This is a genomic window from Propionispora vibrioides (genome assembly GCF_900110485.1).
GTDB lineage: Bacteria > Bacillota > Negativicutes > Propionisporales > Propionisporaceae > Propionispora > Propionispora vibrioides.
Window position 1 is genome coordinate 32,304 of the sequence record NZ_FODY01000022.1, and the last position, 16,077, is coordinate 48,380.

Here is a 16,077-nt window from a genome sequence, read left to right on the forward strand (position 1 = left end):
TTGCCTGGTGAAAGCATAACGTCAGCCTTTTTTATTCGATAATAGTTTTTAAACTGTCGCCCTGTTTTATGGGAGAGGTATACTCGGTGGGCTGGTCATTTAGGAGCAGGGTGACTTTGGCTGTTGGCGGCAGGGAACGGGGATTGAATCGGGCCGCCAGCAGCGCGTCGCTGATGATCGGGGCGGGCCTTTCCAATGAGGTCAGTTCCAGCACGCTGCCCGAGGGGACCGGGGTGTTCGGCGTGCAGGGCTTACCGTTTAAGGTGATGGTGTGCTGCACAGTGGGGATGGAGCAGGGTTTGCCGTTAAAGTTGATAACAATCTGCCGTTCCGTTGCCGGGGCGATGCCGAGAATGTCGCTGGCTGTTGGCGCAGCAGGCGGCGTGAGGGTAATGGCATCGCCAGGCTTGACTTTAGTCGACAGGCGGGCGGCTAATTCCTGGCCGCTACGGTGAATAACCGGCTGGGGGCGGACCTGGTAGCGCCGTTCTGTACCGTTGATTTGATAAATATACTCTATAGAGGAACCGGTGTGGCCGGTTGCTGCCAATACTTCGGCCAATGTGACCGGCAGTTGACAAATAACGGAGGCACGGTCGGTCAACTGGGTGTCGGCGGCGGCCGGTTGTCCGTTGACGGTAATGACCGGTTCAATGAGGCATTGGCTGTCGTTAAGGGTAATGGTATAAGGGGCGGGGATATCCATCACCTCGCTAAGGGCCGGCGACGGTGTGGTTCCGTCGATGCCGGGCGTGACGCGGAGAATATCGTTTTCGGCGACAGCATCGTCGTAGGAGGCCGGCTGGCCGTTGAGCAGAATAGAGCCTGGTGTACAGCGGGTGCCTGGTATAAATTTGGTCTGTCCGTTCACGCTAATGGTGATACCGAGGCCTGGCCGACCATGGAGACTGCGGATGTCAATGCCTGCTGCCAGCAGAGCGTCGGCGACTGTTAAATTGCCGAGGTTGAATAAATGGAGCGGAGTATCGTTTAAGGTAACGTTGACAAAGTTGAGTGTCCGGCTGCCTGACAGCTTTAAAATGCCCAGGGGAGTGACGGCGTCCGGTGTTTGGAGCGGCGCCGGAATGTTGACCAGGCCGTCGATGGTTTCCGGACGGCGGATGGCTACGCGCCCTGCTGGTACGTCCAAGGCCTGAGCCAGCGCTTCGGGCAGCATGGGTGTCAGTGAACCGCCGCCGACGAGCAATACTGCCTGTGGTGCCGTTGTATTGAGTTCGAGAATTTGTGTGGCAATCGCCTGGGCCAATTGGCCTACGGTGGGAGCGATGGCGTCGAGGATCTCCTGTACGCTTACTTTGTGTGTACAGCCGAGCACATCGACAAAAGACACTTTTTTTGTTTTACCGCTTAACTGGCGCTTTAATTTTTCCGCCACGTTGAAATCCAGCAAGTAGGATTGGGAAATGGCCTCGGTAATTTCATCGCCGGCACAGGGAACCATGCCGAAGCCGATGACCGAACCTTCCCGGGTAATGGCAACGTCGGAGGTGCCTGCCCCGACATCGACCAGCGTCAGGTTCAGGTGGCGCATGGTGGGCGGGATCAACACGCTGATGGCGGCAATCGGTTCGAGTGTAAGAGTTGCCATTTCCAGACCGACCGTCTGAATAGCCGATTGCAGGGAGTCAATAACCTGGCGCGGCAGGAAGGTTGCGATAATTTCAATGGTGGCGATTTTCCCGCGCTGCCCGATCAGACTTTTCAGCACCGATTGATCCAGTGAAAAAGTTACGACACTGTAGCCTACACAATAATACAGGGTAGGATCGGCTACGGCATTGGAGGTGGCCAGTTGGTGCTGGGCCGCCTGAATGGCGGCAAGCTCCAGGGCGTGTTCGTCCTCGGCGGTCAGAAGCCGGCCATGGGTTTCCAACTGGGCTGTCGAACGGATGGTGCATAAAGCCCGGCCGGCGGCGGCCACCGATACTTTTTTCAGCGGGCCGCAGTTTTGCTCCAACCGTTTTTTAACGCTGTCCAGGATGCTGGCGACTTCCATGACGTCGTGAATTTGTCCGTCCAGCATGGCCCGTGTGTGATGCTCCTGGCGGTCGGAGGCCAGCAGCCGGATGGCTGTACCGGTTTGCTCGCCGACCAGGCCGATAACGCTGCGCGTGCCGATATCCAGAGCGAAAAACATTTGTTTTTGCATCAGTACACCTCGAATGGAGAGTATCTTAAAATATTTACTATTTCGAGTTTAATAGACAATTTCCTCTTTGTTGTATGGGAAATTAAGCAGCCGTTGATTTATTTCCGGACATGTTTCTTATTGTCAGACTTCGTTTGGGACGGTATGGAAAAAGCAAGTGAAATATCCCGGGGAACCGTAAAAACAGTTGGGCTAGTTTCGGGGTTTTGCTGACGTAGCCAGGCAGAAGGGATTCGTCTGGATGCACAGTGCGAATAAATCAGTGGTTCTCAGCTAAATATGGTAAAATAAGAAAAACAGGAGGAGCGTTGGGGAGGTTAGTGTCATGGCAGGTATTCATTTTGTGGTGGACAGTACGAGCCGGGTACCGGCAGCTATGCTGGCGGCTCATGACAATATTCATGTGGTATCTTTAAAAATTATTTATGGCCGGGAAGAGTATCCGGAAACGGCGCTGGACGCCGCTGCCGTATTCCGTCTGTCCGGGGAGCATCATCAACATCCCCGGACATCCCAGCCGTCACCCGGCGATTTTATGGCCGTCCTTGAACCGTTGGCGGCGGCCGGTCAGTCGGTCATTGTTCTGACGCTGGCCGGTGGCTTGAGCGGTACCTTCCAGGGAGCGCAGGCGGTGACGCGGCAGTTGGCGGGAGCCAATATCTATGTGGTGGATTCCCAGTCGGTGGCCGGCGGTATGGTTAGCCTGCTCCAGGCCGGTCTGACGTTGGCTGAAAATAATTTGGAGGCCGGGGCGATTGCCGTCCGGCTGCGGCAAATGGCGGAAAAGAGCCAGGCCATTTTCATGGCCGGAACGCTGCAATATTTGCACAAGGGTGGCCGGATCGGCGGTGCCGCGGCGTTGGTGGGCAGCATCCTGCAGATCAAGCCGCTGCTGTATTTGGGTCGGGACGGCCGGGTCGGCGTGCTGGATAAGGTGCGGACCCAGGGGCGGGCGTTGGCCCGTCTGGCCGATGAGTTAAACCGCTACAGCGGTCTGGAGTTCATTTCGGTGGCCCACATCGGCATGGAAGAGGAGGCGCAAGCCATGAAAGCGTTGCTGGGTGAACGCTTTCCCGGCGCAGCCGTGACTTTGGAGGAGTTGGGGCCGGTGCTGGCGACCCATCTGGGACCCAAGGTATTGGGGATTATCTATCGGGAACAATAAGGGCTGCAATGATTTATTGCAGTCAGGGAGGGATTTGCATGCCGCAGGCGGTAGAACTTATTTCCGGCAGTGATTTCCGGCGCATGATTGCCGGAGCGTACCGGACCTTTATGCGGGAGCATGAATATATCAATAATCTGAATGTATTTCCGGTGCCGGATGGCGACACCGGCACCAATATGCTGCTGACTCTGGGGGCGGTGGCCAAGGCGTTGGGTGATATAACCGAAGGCGATATCGGTGCGGCCAGCAAGCGGGCTGCCGACAGTGCCATTATGGGGGCCCGGGGAAATTCCGGGGTCATTCTTTCCCAACTGTTCCGGGGTATTGCCCGTGGTCTGGCCGGCAAGGAGCAGGCCACTTCGTCCGGACTGGGCAAGGCTTTTCAGTACGGTGTGCTGTATGCCTACCGGGCAGTGACCAAACCGGTGGAAGGGACTATTCTTACAGTGGCTAAGGGCATTGCCAAGGGAGCCCATCAGGCTGTACGGGACGGGCGGCCTTTTGCCGACATCCTGATCGCCGCCATTGCCGCCGGGGAAAGTGAACTGCAAAGAACGCCTGAACTGCTGCCGACCTTAAAAGCGGCCGGTGTGGTGGATGCCGGCGGTTATGGCCTACTGGTCTTCTTACGAGGTTGCCTGGACGGGCTCAATGGAGAATATGCCGGACCGGAGAGCGAAATGGCGAGGGAGCTGATCCTGGCTGATGGCGTGTCGGCCGAGGTGGTTCACCCATACTGCACCGAGTTTATTGTCAAACCCTGCAGCATCACGGTAAAAGAGGCTCGCCGCGTGTTGTCGCCGCTAGGCGATTCGCTGATCGTGGCCGAAGGGACCGAGCTGTTGAAGGTTCATATTCATACCGCTCAACCCGGCCGGGTGCTGGAGTCGGCCATTACCTGGGGCACTCTGCATGATATAAAAATCGACAATATGGCCGATCAAAAGGAACACCATGCCGGAGCAACTGGTAAGGTACCAGCCGGTGCCAAGCCGGCAGCCCTGATTTGTGTGGCGGCCGGTGAAGGGTTGACCGCCATGCTGCGGGAACTGGGGGCCGATTTTATTATCACCGGCGGCCAGACGATGAACCCTTCGGTGGAAGACATGGTAGACGTCATTCATACCGGTAAGGCCGAGCGTTATATCCTGCTGCCGAACAATAAGAATATTGTGCTGGCTGCCACGCAGGTGCAAAAACTGCTGCCTGACCGGGTGTCTATTGTGCCGACTGTTAACATTCCACAGGGGATGGCGGCGCTGCTGGCCTTTGATCCGCAACAGGACGTGGCTGCCAATGTGCGGCGGATGACCGAAGCGGCGGCCCAGGTGCGGGCAGCGGCCGTAACGGTGGCGGTACGGGACAGCCACCTGGGAGAAGAGCTGGTGTCGGCAGGTTCCTATATCGGTGTCATTGAGCATCAGGTTCTGGTGCAGGCTCCGTCGCTGCAACAAGCGGTGACCAGCCTGCTGCAGGCCATTGTCCAGCCGGAAGATGAGCTGGTTAGTCTATATTACGGTGAAGGGGTAACCGCCGATGAGGCGCAGCAGATTGTGGAACAAATTGGTTTGCCGCAGGCGGAAATTCAGCTCTACTATGGCGGGCAGCCCCATTATCTCTTTTTGGTCAGTGTGGAATAGGCGGCAGCAGCTTAAAAGGAGAGTGCCTGATGATTACAACACTTAGTATCCGGGATTATGCCCAAAATATGGCATTGCGGCAGCCGCCGCCCGGCGGCGGCAGTACGGCGGCACTCAGTGGTCTTTTGGGCGTCAGTCTGTTGGCGATGCTGATCAATTTGGTGCTGCCTGGCGCCGCAGCGGCGCTTGACGAACCGCAACAGCAATTGGCGGCGCTTCGTGAACGGCTGCTGTCGCTGGCAGAAGAGGACGCGGCTGTTCTGGCTGACGTGCTGGCTGTATTTCAATCAGGTGCGTCAGCCGTTCATGCTGATGACCGGGCGCAGGCGGTGCTGCTGCAGGCCGCTTGCGTTCCGCTGTCCATTGCCGAGAACTGCCTGCAGGCGCTGCAGGTGGGGGAGCGGGTATTGGCGGCGCTGCCACCTCACGCGCAAGGAGATTTGCTGACGGCTGCCCTGGCTTGCCAGACCGGCATTAAGGGGGCGCTGCTAAGTGTTGCCGCCAATCTTCCCTGGCTGGCCGATGCCGGTCAGGTGGAGGAGCTAAAAGCGCGGCTGCAGGCGGTCAACGAAAACCAAGGCCGGCTTGTGGCCGGTTTGACAGACAGTATATATGCGGTGCAGCCTTATCAAATATTGCGTTAGGGAACCGCTGATTTAATGAACCTGCCGGCCTGGTGAGAGATTTTTTCGGCTGGCAAGGAAGTAAAACCACAGGAATAGCGGTCTCTATTTCAAGGTTTTGCTGACGCAGCCAGACGGAAAATGATCCGCCAGGCTGTGCGGTGTGATAAATCAGTGGTTCCCTAGACAGCCACAAATAAAGCCAGCCGATGCTGCTTATAGCAGTGCCGGCTGGCTTTGTGTTTGCGTTGAATGATAAATCCACCTATTTTATTGTTCTGTTTTGGCTTGTCTGAGGCTTAAACCGATCCGCTTGCGTTCTTCCTCCACGCTGATGACCACTACTTCCAGAATATCACCGACGGAAACGATGTCCAGCGGGTGACGGAAGGCCTTATGGCTCAGCTCGGAACGGTGAATAAGGCCGTTTACTTTAATGCCGATATCGACAAAGGCCCCAAAGTCGGTCACATTCTGGACTGTTCCCTTAAGCCTGGTGCCGGGAGTGATATCGGACAGTTTCATGATATTCTTACGGGTCAGCGGCAGCGGTGTATCTTCCCGCGGGTCCCGGCCGGGTTTGGCCAGAGCGGCCAAAATGTCACGGACAGTCGGTTCGCCGGCCGCCAGTTCCCGGGCCAAAGCAGCGGCATCAGCAGACTGCAGCTTAGCCTGCAGGGCCGGCAGGCGGTCCCTGTCCTTCAGGTCGCCCGTGGTAAAGCCCAGACGGGACAGGATGTTTTCGGCTAATTCGTACGATTCTGGATGCACCGGGGTGTTGTCCAGTGGGTTGTCGGCATTGCGGAGCCGCAAAAAGCCGGCGCACTGGGTGAAGGCGGCCGCACCTAAGCGGGGGACTTTCAGGAGTTGCCGGCGCGATAGGAACGAACCGGACTGGTCACGGTAGGCCACGACATTTTTAGCAACGCTGGCGTTGATGCCGGCCACATGCTTCAACAGTTCAATCGAGGCAGTGTTCAGCTCGACGCCGACGTGGTTGACGCTGGATTCGATCACCTGGTCAAGCGTGTCACCCAGCTGTTTTTGATTTACGTCATGCTGGTACTGGCCGACACCGATGGATTTTGGGTCGATTTTAACCAGCTCGGCCAGCGGGTCCTGAACCCGGCGGGCAATGGAGACGGCACCACGGATGGACACATCCAGTTCGGGCAGTTCCTCTTTGGCCAGCTTGGAGGCCGAATAGACCGAAGCGCCGGCCTCATTGGTGATGATATAACGGACAGGCAGGTTGTGTGTATTGATCAGGCGGGACACACATTCCTCGGTTTCATAGGAAGCCGTACCGTTGCCAATCGATATCAGGCTGACGCCATGGGTTGTAATGGCGTCATGCAGCGTTACCAGGGCCCTTTCCTGCTGGGCGGCGCCCAGTGTGAGATAGAGAGTGTCTGTAGCCAGTACCGTACCGGTGGGACTGACAATCGCCATTTTGCAGCCTGTCCGGTAGCCGGGATCGAGTCCCATGATGGTATGACCGGCTAGCGGCGCCTGCAGTAAAAGCTGACGGAGGTTGAGGCCGAACACCCGGATGGCCTGCTCTTCGGCATTTTCCGTCAACTGGGAGCGGATCTCCCGTTCCATGGCAGGGAACAGGAGACGTTTATAACCGTCAGCGATGGCCACTTGCAGGGTCTCGCTAAAAATTGAGCTGCCTGTAACGGTTTTCCGGACGATAAAGGAAATCAACTGTTCATGGGGAGCGGTCAATGTGACTTTTAACATTTCTTTCTTCTCGCCGCGATTGACTGCCAGTACGCGGTGGGAGGGAATGCGCTTGACCGGTTCATGGTATTCCCTGTAGGTTAAGAAATCAGCGCCCTGTTCCTCCGGTACGGCCAGCTCGGTGGCCAGTTCAGCGTTCTGCCAGAGCTGCTTGCGAATGGCACTCCGGATATCGGGCTGTTCGCAGACTGTTTCGGCGATAATATCCATGGCTCCCGTCAAGGCGGCTTCGGCAGTGGGAATATCCTTGTCCGGGTTTATAAAGGCGGCTGCCTCCTCCAGCGGTGTACCGCTTTGCAACTGTTGAGCCAAAACAAGCATTGCCAGTGGCTCCAGACCCCGTTCCCGGGCTGTCTGGGCTCGGGTGCGCTTTTTGGGACGGAACGGCAGGTAGAGGTCTTCCAGGTCCTGCAGCTTACTACAGGACTGAATGGCTGTGGTAAGCTCAGGGGTTAGTTTTCCCTGTTCCTCAATGTTGCGCAGAATTTCTTCCTGCCGTTTAACCAGGTTGCGTAAATATTGCAGCCGTTCTTCGGTTGTGCGGATTTGTTCCTCATCCAGCTCACCGGTGGCTTCTTTCCGGTAGCGGGCGATAAAGGGGACGGTGTTGCCGTCGTCCAGCAATTTAATGACAGCCTCGATTTGGTAGGGTTTTACCTGTATTTCCCGGGCAATGAGCAAGGGAAGATCTTGTAACAGCAAAAAAATCACCTATTTTCTAAGGAACCGCTGTTGTAAGGTGCCTGTCGTCCCGATGAAAAAAGAACAGCCAGGACGCGCAGGGTGAATAAATCAATGGTTCCTAAAATTCTTCCATTATTATACCATATTCTTTATGGAATATAGCCGGTCTGGTGCCTTATGCCACTTAAAACATAGGAAAAGCTTTGTAAGACTTTTTCGTTCCCTCGGATGGAGGAACCGGGCATATCTAAGCAATGGCAGCAAAGAGGGACCGGAAAAAGGTGAAAAAACAGGCTCCTTTAGTCTGGCGACGGGATCGCCGGCTGGCAGGAGCCTGTTAGGCTTCAATTAACTCGGTAATGGTCAGCGTGGGCCGATAGACCAGGTTGATGTCCATTGCGGTCTGTCCCTGATTGTTAACAAGGCGGATGGTGGGCCGTAAAGGAAAATGCATCCGGTTGTTGATCACATAGCCGGTTTGTCCGGTATTGAGACGGACCAGAGAGCCAACCGGATAAACCACTACGGTATGGAAAAAAGCCTTCAGCAAGTTCAAATCATATAAGGTATTGCCGGCGGACATCATCCGCTCCGATATTTCATGCAGCGGGGTTCCGTCCAGCATAGCCTGGGCAACATCCCGGTCATAGCGATTGGCAATCGCCACCAGACGGGCCAATGGATGAATGGCCTGTCCGGACAAACCATTCGGTACGCCGGTGCCGTCATAATGCTCATGATGTTGGGCCGCGATGCCGGCAACGGTCTTACCGACACCTGCCTTCAGCAAAAACTGATAGCCCAGTGAGGTATGGAGATCCCCGGCCGGCAAGTTGTCGTCAGAGGCCAGGGGTATGACGTTCTTACCGGTGTCGTGCAGAAGCGCCCCCAGTGCCAGGTCCCGCAAGATCGGGCGCGGCATCTTGAGATACAGCCCGGTAATAACGGACAGCAGGCAAACATTAATGGCATGGTTGCTGTCATCCGGTGAAGGCTGGCGGACTTGGCAATTCATGATTTGCGGCATTTGCTGTTCCAAATGGGTAATGGTGCTATCGGTTGCTGTTGTCAGCCGGCGAAGTAAGACGCTGCGCTGCTCTGACTGCAGAAATTCCTCGGTAGTGGCTTTGAAAATATATGTAAAGCAATGGAGTAGTTCGGTTCGCAGGGAGGCCGTGATGACATCGGGCGGCCGCAGGGAATCGGCATAGGGATCGGTAACATACACATGTGGAATTCCAAGCTGTTTTAGACGATGAATATATGCCTCGGTTAAGGTAATTCCTTTTTCCAGTAATAGTTTGCCGGCTGTATCAGTGAGATCCTTGGCAAGCACCATACCGGTTTTCGCGTTTTCCACACGCATTTTGATCACCTCTAAAAAGGTATTATCCGTGTAAACCTATTATACAATAATATTTGTCAAAGAGAATGCCCCTAGGTCCCGGAGTGCTAGGACTTAAGTCTTATCTTATGTCACTTTTTGCAACTTGTAAGATTTATTCTGACGAACCATCGCAGGTTTACTTTCATATTATGTAAAAAAAGGGAGTTGCAGGGGAGGGAATGGAATGTCCCCATTGCTAGACAAAGCAAAAATCAAGTTAAGTTTGCTGGCAGTCGGGCTTGTCCTGTTCGGAATTCTGGGATTAATATCCTGGCGGCCGGAGCTATTTTATTTTGTTTTTCCGGTAGAGACATACTTGTTTATGCATACTATATTCGAGTTTTCCAGTATCATTATTGGCATTTCCGTTTTCTTGATTGTTTGGTATAGCTGGCCGCAAACCCATAATGGACGGGATTTGGTAATTGGGATATCCTTTCTTGCCGTTGGCTTGTTTGAATGGGCCCATATTCTGGCCTGTAATGGAATTGCTGACAGTTTTCTCATTAACCGTGAAAACCAGACTGCGGCTTTTGCCCTGGCAAGCAGGTTTTTTGCGGCAGCCGGGCTTTTTTTTGCCGCCTTCACTCCCCGGCGCGGCCGTTATAGACCGTCTGACCGCCTGCATTTTACCTGCTCGGGAATCGGTGTTGCGGCCGGGGTGATGCTGGTTATTCTCGGATTTTCTAACTACCTGCCAACCATGTATCGCCATGGCCAGCCTGATGGTGCTTTTCTTGTAGGAGTAGAGAGTGTGATCGTTGGCTTGCATATTGCCGCCTTATACCGGTTTGCCCGGCGAAGTCCCGGTGAACAGCATGTCTGCCAGTTGCGCACCGCTCTCGTCTGCAGCCTGGCCGGCGAGATCGCTGTCATGGGCTTTGGCACAGGCGGTCATGACAGCTATGAACTTTTGGGCAGTCTGTACCGGCTGGGCGCCTACTGTTTTGTCCTGAAAGCGCTGTTCGGAACTTCGGTGCTTCATCCCTATATCCGGATTTCCCGGCTGGCCAGATCGCTGCGCAACTTGTCGGTGCGCAATGCCAAGCTGTACAAAGAGGCGCAGAACAACCATCAATTGCTTAAAGAAACGTTGGTTCAGCTCGGTGCTATGGTGGCTTCCAAGAACAATCTGGAGGAGATGCTGGAACAGGTTATCCGTTCGGCGGCTGCTGTATTTAAATGTGATCATGCTTATCTGGCATTGGCCGAGGGTGAACCGGCCAGACTGAAGCTGGTTGCCTATATCAGCAGCTTTAAACCGCCGGCCGAGTTATTGCCGGATCAAAGCCTGCTGGGGGAGGTATTTGCCAGTAGGCAGGCCATCGTCATCGACAGCTTTGCCCAAGCGCCCAAGAAAGTCGCCCATGCGCTGGATGCGGCCGGACTTCACTCCATGGTGGGGGCGCCTATCCGGCATAATGGAGATATCATCGGTGCGATCGGACTTTTCTCCCGGCGGTTCGGCAATTTTACCGACAGCGATGCCGCTCTTTTGACAGTGTTTTCCCATCAGGCCGGCGAGGCGATCAAGAACGCCCGGTTTTTTGCCCACACCGTGCAAAGCCTGAATGATCTTAGGGTACTCTACGACATTGTCAAAGAGATTGCCGTGCAGTTGTCGCCAAGCGACCTATTGTGTCAGGTGACGATGAAGCTGCAAAGTCTGTTTCAGGCTGACGGGGCGGTTGCCTTTATCATGCATCACCGGGATGACGGTTTGCATACGGAAAAAGTATTTAGTGAGAATTTCACCGACGGGGAGATCAAAAACCTGGGCAAGGTGTTTTCGGATAATAAAACCAGCTGGCCCTGGGGCGATCTGGAGGAAAGCCTTGTTACCATGTCTATTCTCAATCAGCGGCGGTTGCATATTATGCCATTAATATCGGGGGGCATTCTGCAGGGCCTGCTGGTATTTAGCTGGAAAGACCCGAAAATCGAGATTCCCTCCGGCCTGGAGATTATTTTAAGTACCATTGCCCGCCAATCGGCAGTGGGGCTGGAGCGGGCCTATCTATATGACAGCATCCGGGAAATGGCTCTGACTGATGCCCTGACCAGGCTGCCCAACCGGCGGCAGTTTGACAGTTGTCTGACGAAAGAGTTTAACCGGGCTGTAGTATACCGCCGACCGATTACCCTGGTCATGCTGGATATCGACTTTTTTAAAAAAGTCAACGATACCTGGGGGCATTTGGCGGGAGACGCTATTTTACAACAACTGGGCACAAAAATAAAATCCCTGTTCCGTAATACCGACTTTCCGGCCCGTTACGGTGGCGAGGAGTTTGCCGTCATCCTGCCGGAGACAGCCGAGGCGCAGGCCTGGGAACTGGCGGAACATTTCCGTCTGCAGATCGCGGCAGAATCTTTTCAGGTGGAGGATAACTGCATCAAGATTACCGTAAGCCTGGGACTGGCGACAGTGTCCGATGATATGCTGGGCAAGATGACGGCTACCCGCTTGCTGGAGGCGGCTGATCAGGCATTGTATGAAGCAAAGCAAAGTGGCCGTAACCGGGTGGTTGCCTGGCAAAAGAACGCGTAAAATCCTTTCCTGACCGACCCGTATATTCTGACTGTGCCGGGTAATGCTATGGATGAGCGCAGGCGCTCTAAAATAGCGGCCCGCTAGTGCCTCGGCGGGCGGAATAATGGAGTATAGCACCCGGGAATTTTTGCCGATAGGCAAGGCGGAGCGGTGCGCATATCGGATATATGTAAACCGGCGACAACAAAGCCTGATGGTAAAAAGGCCGGCGATATACTCCGGGTTTTCGCTCGACGAATCACTAGGGCTACCGGAAGGGAGGGATCAGGGTGTTATCACAAAAGGAGCTAATGCAGGTTGAGGATTTTCTGGGCATGGAGCAAACTAGTGTGAAAATGTTGAATTACTTCGCCACCAACGTACAGGATAATCAGGTGAAGCAGTTATTCCAGCAGATGGCCCAAAAAAATCAGCAGCATTTTCAAACCATCAGCAAGCATCTGAACGCAGGACAAACGCTGCAATAAATTGTGAAGAGGTGAAGACACGTGGCACAAGGTCAGCAAAAAGGCGGAAATCAGTCCAACCAAATGGTCATCAACGGCCAGGGGATGCAGTATACCGATCGCGATATTCTGCAGGTATGCCTGAATGAAACAAAACACACGGCCGAATCCCTGAACACTTATATCCTGGAGGCCTGCAGCGATCAACTGCGCCGGGACTATATGACTGTTTTGGGTGATTTATATAGCCAGCAAAAACAACTGTTTGATGTGATGCAGCAAAAAGGCTATTACGACGTGAAAAACGCCAATGCCCAGGATATTTCCCAGGCGGCCAGCAAGTTTAGCAGCCAAAACGGCTAACACTTCCTATAAAAAGGAATCCCGTGAAATTTTCACGGGATTCCTTTTTATTTTAGGAAACAGAGGCAAAATGAGCTATAGCGGCATAAATACTTTCACCCGGTTGGGAATGACCGAAAGCGTCAGCGGCAGATAGGGGCCCCGCTCGCCGTCCAGATCGCTTTCCAGCATTTCGTCGCAGGTGATGGTGATATTCCGGGCCTGCAGATAGGTGATGTTTTTGTGATTGGTATGGTTGCCGGTGGCCAGGTTGATCAACAGGCGCATAAACTCGGTGACATTACAGCGGGTTACAATCAACAGGTCCAGTTTGCCGTCATCCAGTCTGGCTTTCGGAGCCAGATTGGGAAAGCCGCCGGCGGCGCCACTGTTCATAACCAGAAAAAGCAGAATGTCATCTTTGATCACCATGCCGTCAGCATTGATTTCAATCGGCAGGGAGCGGAAATAAGGGATGGTTTCCAGGGTTTTCAGGTAGTAGGCTACTTTGCCCAAGGTGTTTTTTAAGGCCGTATCGGTGTTGTGGACTACGGAAGCCAGCAGTCCGGCACAGGCCACGTTGATAAAGTATTTATTATTGATCAGGCCGACATCAATGGTTTGCCAATGGCCCTGACAGATAATCTGAACGCATTGCTCAATGTCGCGGGATATTTTTAAAAAGGTGGCAAAGTCGTTGCTGGTACCACAGGGAATAATCCCGAGTGGCAGAGCTGTTTCGGCCTCCAGCATGGCATTGATAACCTCATGCAGGGTGCCGTCGCCCCCGGCGGCGATAATCCCGTCGGCTTTTAGCTCTTCGGCAAGCTGGACAAAGCGCGGCGTGTCCTCCTTGCTTTCGGTGCGTGCCGGGATTAGCAGGCACTGTTGGCGTTGAAACAGACGTATGGCGGCGTCCAGCTCGTTTTTAAAATAAGCATTGCCGGAAAGTGGATTGTAAATTAGTAAGAAACGCTTCACAGTAACCTCCTGATAGAATCGGAAAATTTGCGTATCCTTAATCTTACCATTTACAGGAAGAAAAAGATAGCGTTTTGTTCGAATGAACGGCTACGTATTGATTGTACCTGTCTGGCTGCCCGGTTGCAAGGGCTTGTCAAGAGTTTGTAAAGTTTTTGTAAATGTTTTTCTTGACAAGAAAAATCAAGCTAATGTAAAATAAATATAACTAAACAATAATTATTATCTATAAAAAATTAAGTTGGTGAATGTATGGATTCAATTACAACGTTACTCAGGAACAGAGGGTTTAAAGTTACTCCCCAGCGACTGGCCATTTACAAAGTGCTGGTCAATACCAGGTCCCACCCTAGTGCCGAGATGATTTTCAATGATTTGCAGCCCGTATATCCTACGATGAGTCTGGCAACCGTGTATAAGACAATTGAGATTTTGCAGGAGCTTGGTTTGGTGCAGCGCCTGAATGTCGGCGAGGACAGTTTCCGCTACGATGCCATCGTGGATAGTCATCCGCATATCCGATGTCTGGGCTGCGGCCGGGTGGATGATTTGGAGGAGGTCGATTCCCAGGAGTTCGTGAAATCCATTGACGAGGCAACTTCCTATAAAATAACCGGGCAGCAATTTTATTTCTTTGGCTATTGCCCGGTTTGTCAGAAACAAAAGAAGCACCAAAATTAGTTTTATAAACCCGGAACTTCCGGGTTTATTTTTTTTGCCTATGGAGCGGTAGCGCGGAACGCAATCTGCTTGTTTACATAATTTACTGGTAGTAAATTTCCTGGCGAGTAGTTATAATGGATATTTGCTAGTTGTTATGTAAATTAAAAAAGGAGGTGCCGTTATGCGCATGGCAGGAAACCAGCAGGAAGTGACCTTGCTGGCTGGTGTTATCGGTTTGGCTTTACTGTTTTTACTGCTACTCCATGGGCCGGTAAGGCTGCAAGCCTGGCTGTATCCGCTGGCAAGACAGGCGGCACAAGCCAAAATACAGTTTGAGACCCGTCACATGGAGCGGTTTGAAACCGAACATTTTGTGATTAAATATACTCCGGCCGATCAGGCTTCGCTGGCTTTGGTGGGCGAAGCCGCCGAAGCGGCCTACCAGCCGGTCACCCAAATGATGGGTTATCAGCCGGCCGGTAAGACGCTGATCGTTATCTATCCGGACAAAACAGAGCTGCGCAAAGCCTTTGGCTGGTCCGGCGACCAAAGTGCTATGGGCGTGTACTGGGGCGGTGCTATTCAGCTTTTGTCACCTCAGGCCTGGCTGCAGCAGGATGGCGATCAGAAGGAGCAGTTTGTCCGGACCGGCCCGATGGTCCATGAATATACCCATCTGGTCTTTGACTACATGACCAACGGTAATTATCCACGCTGGTTTACTGAAGGCCTGGCCCAGTATGTGGAATACCGGGTCAACCGGTATGAGTGGGTAACGCCACAAAACAAACTGACCGGCAATCTGTACTCGATGGCGGAACTGGAAGGCGGCTTTGACGATTTGCCTAATCAGGCGCTGGCCTATCGTGAATCACTGGCGGCAATTCGCTATATTGCCGAAGTGCATGGCCAGGATAAGCTCAACGGCATTATTAGCCGTCTGCAGCAGGGTGTTCCCGTCAAAACGGCGATCGAAACGGTACTGAGTATGGACTATGAACAGTTTAACCGGGAATGGCCGGCCTGGGGCAAAGACCATATGCAGCAGGATACTTGGGACGTGAAATAACCCAGAGAAGTATAAACTCCGGGTTATGGCTCGTCTGCGGTGTCTTCCGGCAAAGCGGAGTCCGGTTCGTCCGTGTCGTCGTTGCGGTTATCCAGCTTACACAAGATTTGGGAAAGCAAGTCGATAATCTGCTTGTTTTGGGCGACAACCACATTTTGGTCCTGGGCGATGTTCTTTAGCAGAACCAGATTTTGGTTCAACTCGCCCAGTACATATTTTATAATTTTTTCCGGAGAAGCCATAGCGTACCTCCTTGGGTATGATTTAGGGCTTTCTTTTTTTGAGGAATCACTGATGTAATGAGTCTGCCGGACTGGTGAGAGATTTTCTGTTGGGAAGAAGGTAAAACCGAAAGAATAGTTAGGCTATTTCAAGGTTTTACTGACGCAGCCCAACAGGAAAAATCCACCAAGACGTGCAGGGCGAATAAATCAATGGTTCCTTCGTACTATATATGATATGCACGATCGGACCAAATAGTTCCGGAAAATGGGGTGAGGGAGGTTGCTTGTATTTAGCCGGGGGCTCGTGCTACAATAATCTCGGAGAGGGCTCTAGTGCAGTAACCAGCTCATATGCCGCCAAATGACTTGTCTGAATTTCC

Annotated in this window: 13 protein-coding genes; 8 read left to right on the top strand and 5 right to left on the bottom strand. The window is 53.2% G+C overall.

What is annotated here, in order from left to right; all coding sequences use genetic code 11:
• Positions 1-31: 31 nt before the first annotated feature.
• Complete coding sequence (locus BMW43_RS15540; RefSeq protein ID WP_091749630.1) at positions 32-2,170, bottom strand: cell division FtsA domain-containing protein; 2,139 nt, start codon at positions 2,168-2,170, stop codon at positions 32-34.
• A 325-nt stretch (positions 2,171-2,495) separates the two neighbouring features.
• Between BMW43_RS15540 and BMW43_RS15545 the strand changes: the two genes are divergently transcribed.
• From BMW43_RS15545 to BMW43_RS15555, 3 genes are read left to right on the top strand one after another with little or no spacing between them, the layout of a single operon-like run.
• A complete protein-coding gene (locus BMW43_RS15545) occupies positions 2,496-3,335 on the top strand; it encodes a DegV family protein (RefSeq protein WP_091749634.1) in 840 nt (279 codons plus the stop codon).
• 38 nt (positions 3,336-3,373) lie between these two features.
• Entirely contained in the window at positions 3,374-4,978 is a 1,605-nt protein-coding gene (locus tag BMW43_RS15550) for a DAK2 domain-containing protein (protein ID WP_091749637.1), read from the top strand.
• Between the two features lie 29 nt (positions 4,979-5,007).
• Positions 5,008-5,622: a cyclodeaminase/cyclohydrolase family protein gene (locus BMW43_RS15555; RefSeq protein WP_091749640.1), complete on the top strand. Its 615-nt coding sequence runs from the start codon at positions 5,008-5,010 to the stop codon at positions 5,620-5,622.
• A gap of 249 nt (positions 5,623-5,871) precedes the next feature.
• On the opposite strand, the gene BMW43_RS15560 is transcribed toward BMW43_RS15555, so the two are convergent.
• The gene (locus BMW43_RS15560; protein ID WP_091749643.1) at positions 5,872-8,049 is read right to left on the bottom strand and encodes a Tex family protein; all 2,178 of its coding nucleotides are present in this window, start codon (positions 8,047-8,049) and stop codon (positions 5,872-5,874) included.
• 319 nt (positions 8,050-8,368) lie between these two features.
• Positions 8,369-9,397, bottom strand: a complete 1,029-nt coding sequence (locus BMW43_RS15565) for an HD-GYP domain-containing protein (protein ID WP_091749646.1) — start codon at positions 9,395-9,397, stop codon at positions 8,369-8,371.
• Positions 9,398-9,602: 205 nt separating this feature from the next.
• Here BMW43_RS15565 and BMW43_RS15570 point away from each other — a divergent pair, with 205 nt between their 5' ends.
• The 3 genes from BMW43_RS15570 (at position 9,603) to BMW43_RS15580 (ending at position 12,781) form a co-directional block, all read left to right on the top strand.
• On the top strand, positions 9,603-11,969 hold the full coding sequence (locus BMW43_RS15570) for a diguanylate cyclase (RefSeq protein WP_091749649.1): 2,367 nt from the start codon (positions 9,603-9,605) through the stop codon (positions 11,967-11,969).
• 272 nt (positions 11,970-12,241) lie between these two features.
• Positions 12,242-12,439: a ferritin family protein gene (locus BMW43_RS15575; protein WP_091749652.1), complete on the top strand. Its 198-nt coding sequence runs from the start codon at positions 12,242-12,244 to the stop codon at positions 12,437-12,439.
• Between the two features lie 21 nt (positions 12,440-12,460).
• Positions 12,461-12,781 (top strand): spore coat protein, encoded by a 321-nt coding sequence (locus BMW43_RS15580; RefSeq protein ID WP_245732522.1) that lies wholly within the window; start codon positions 12,461-12,463, stop codon positions 12,779-12,781.
• A gap of 75 nt (positions 12,782-12,856) precedes the next feature.
• Here the strand turns inward: BMW43_RS15580 and BMW43_RS15585 are convergent, their stop codons facing one another.
• The gene (locus tag BMW43_RS15585) at positions 12,857-13,741 is read right to left on the bottom strand and encodes a diacylglycerol/lipid kinase family protein (RefSeq protein ID WP_091749656.1); all 885 of its coding nucleotides are present in this window, start codon (positions 13,739-13,741) and stop codon (positions 12,857-12,859) included.
• Positions 13,742-13,993: 252 nt separating this feature from the next.
• Here BMW43_RS15585 and perR point away from each other — a divergent pair, with 252 nt between their 5' ends.
• Together perR and BMW43_RS15595 are read left to right on the top strand one after the other, a co-directional pair.
• A complete protein-coding gene (perR, locus tag BMW43_RS15590) occupies positions 13,994-14,422 on the top strand; it encodes a transcriptional regulator PerR (RefSeq protein ID WP_091749659.1) in 429 nt (142 codons plus the stop codon).
• Positions 14,423-14,585: 163 nt separating this feature from the next.
• Positions 14,586-15,473: a peptidase MA family metallohydrolase gene (locus BMW43_RS15595; RefSeq protein WP_091749661.1), complete on the top strand. Its 888-nt coding sequence runs from the start codon at positions 14,586-14,588 to the stop codon at positions 15,471-15,473.
• A gap of 23 nt (positions 15,474-15,496) precedes the next feature.
• Here BMW43_RS15595 and BMW43_RS15600 read toward each other — a convergent pair whose 3' ends face one another.
• A complete protein-coding gene (locus tag BMW43_RS15600; protein WP_091749664.1) occupies positions 15,497-15,715 on the bottom strand; it encodes a hypothetical protein in 219 nt (72 codons plus the stop codon).
• Positions 15,716-16,077: the final 362 nt, after the last annotated feature.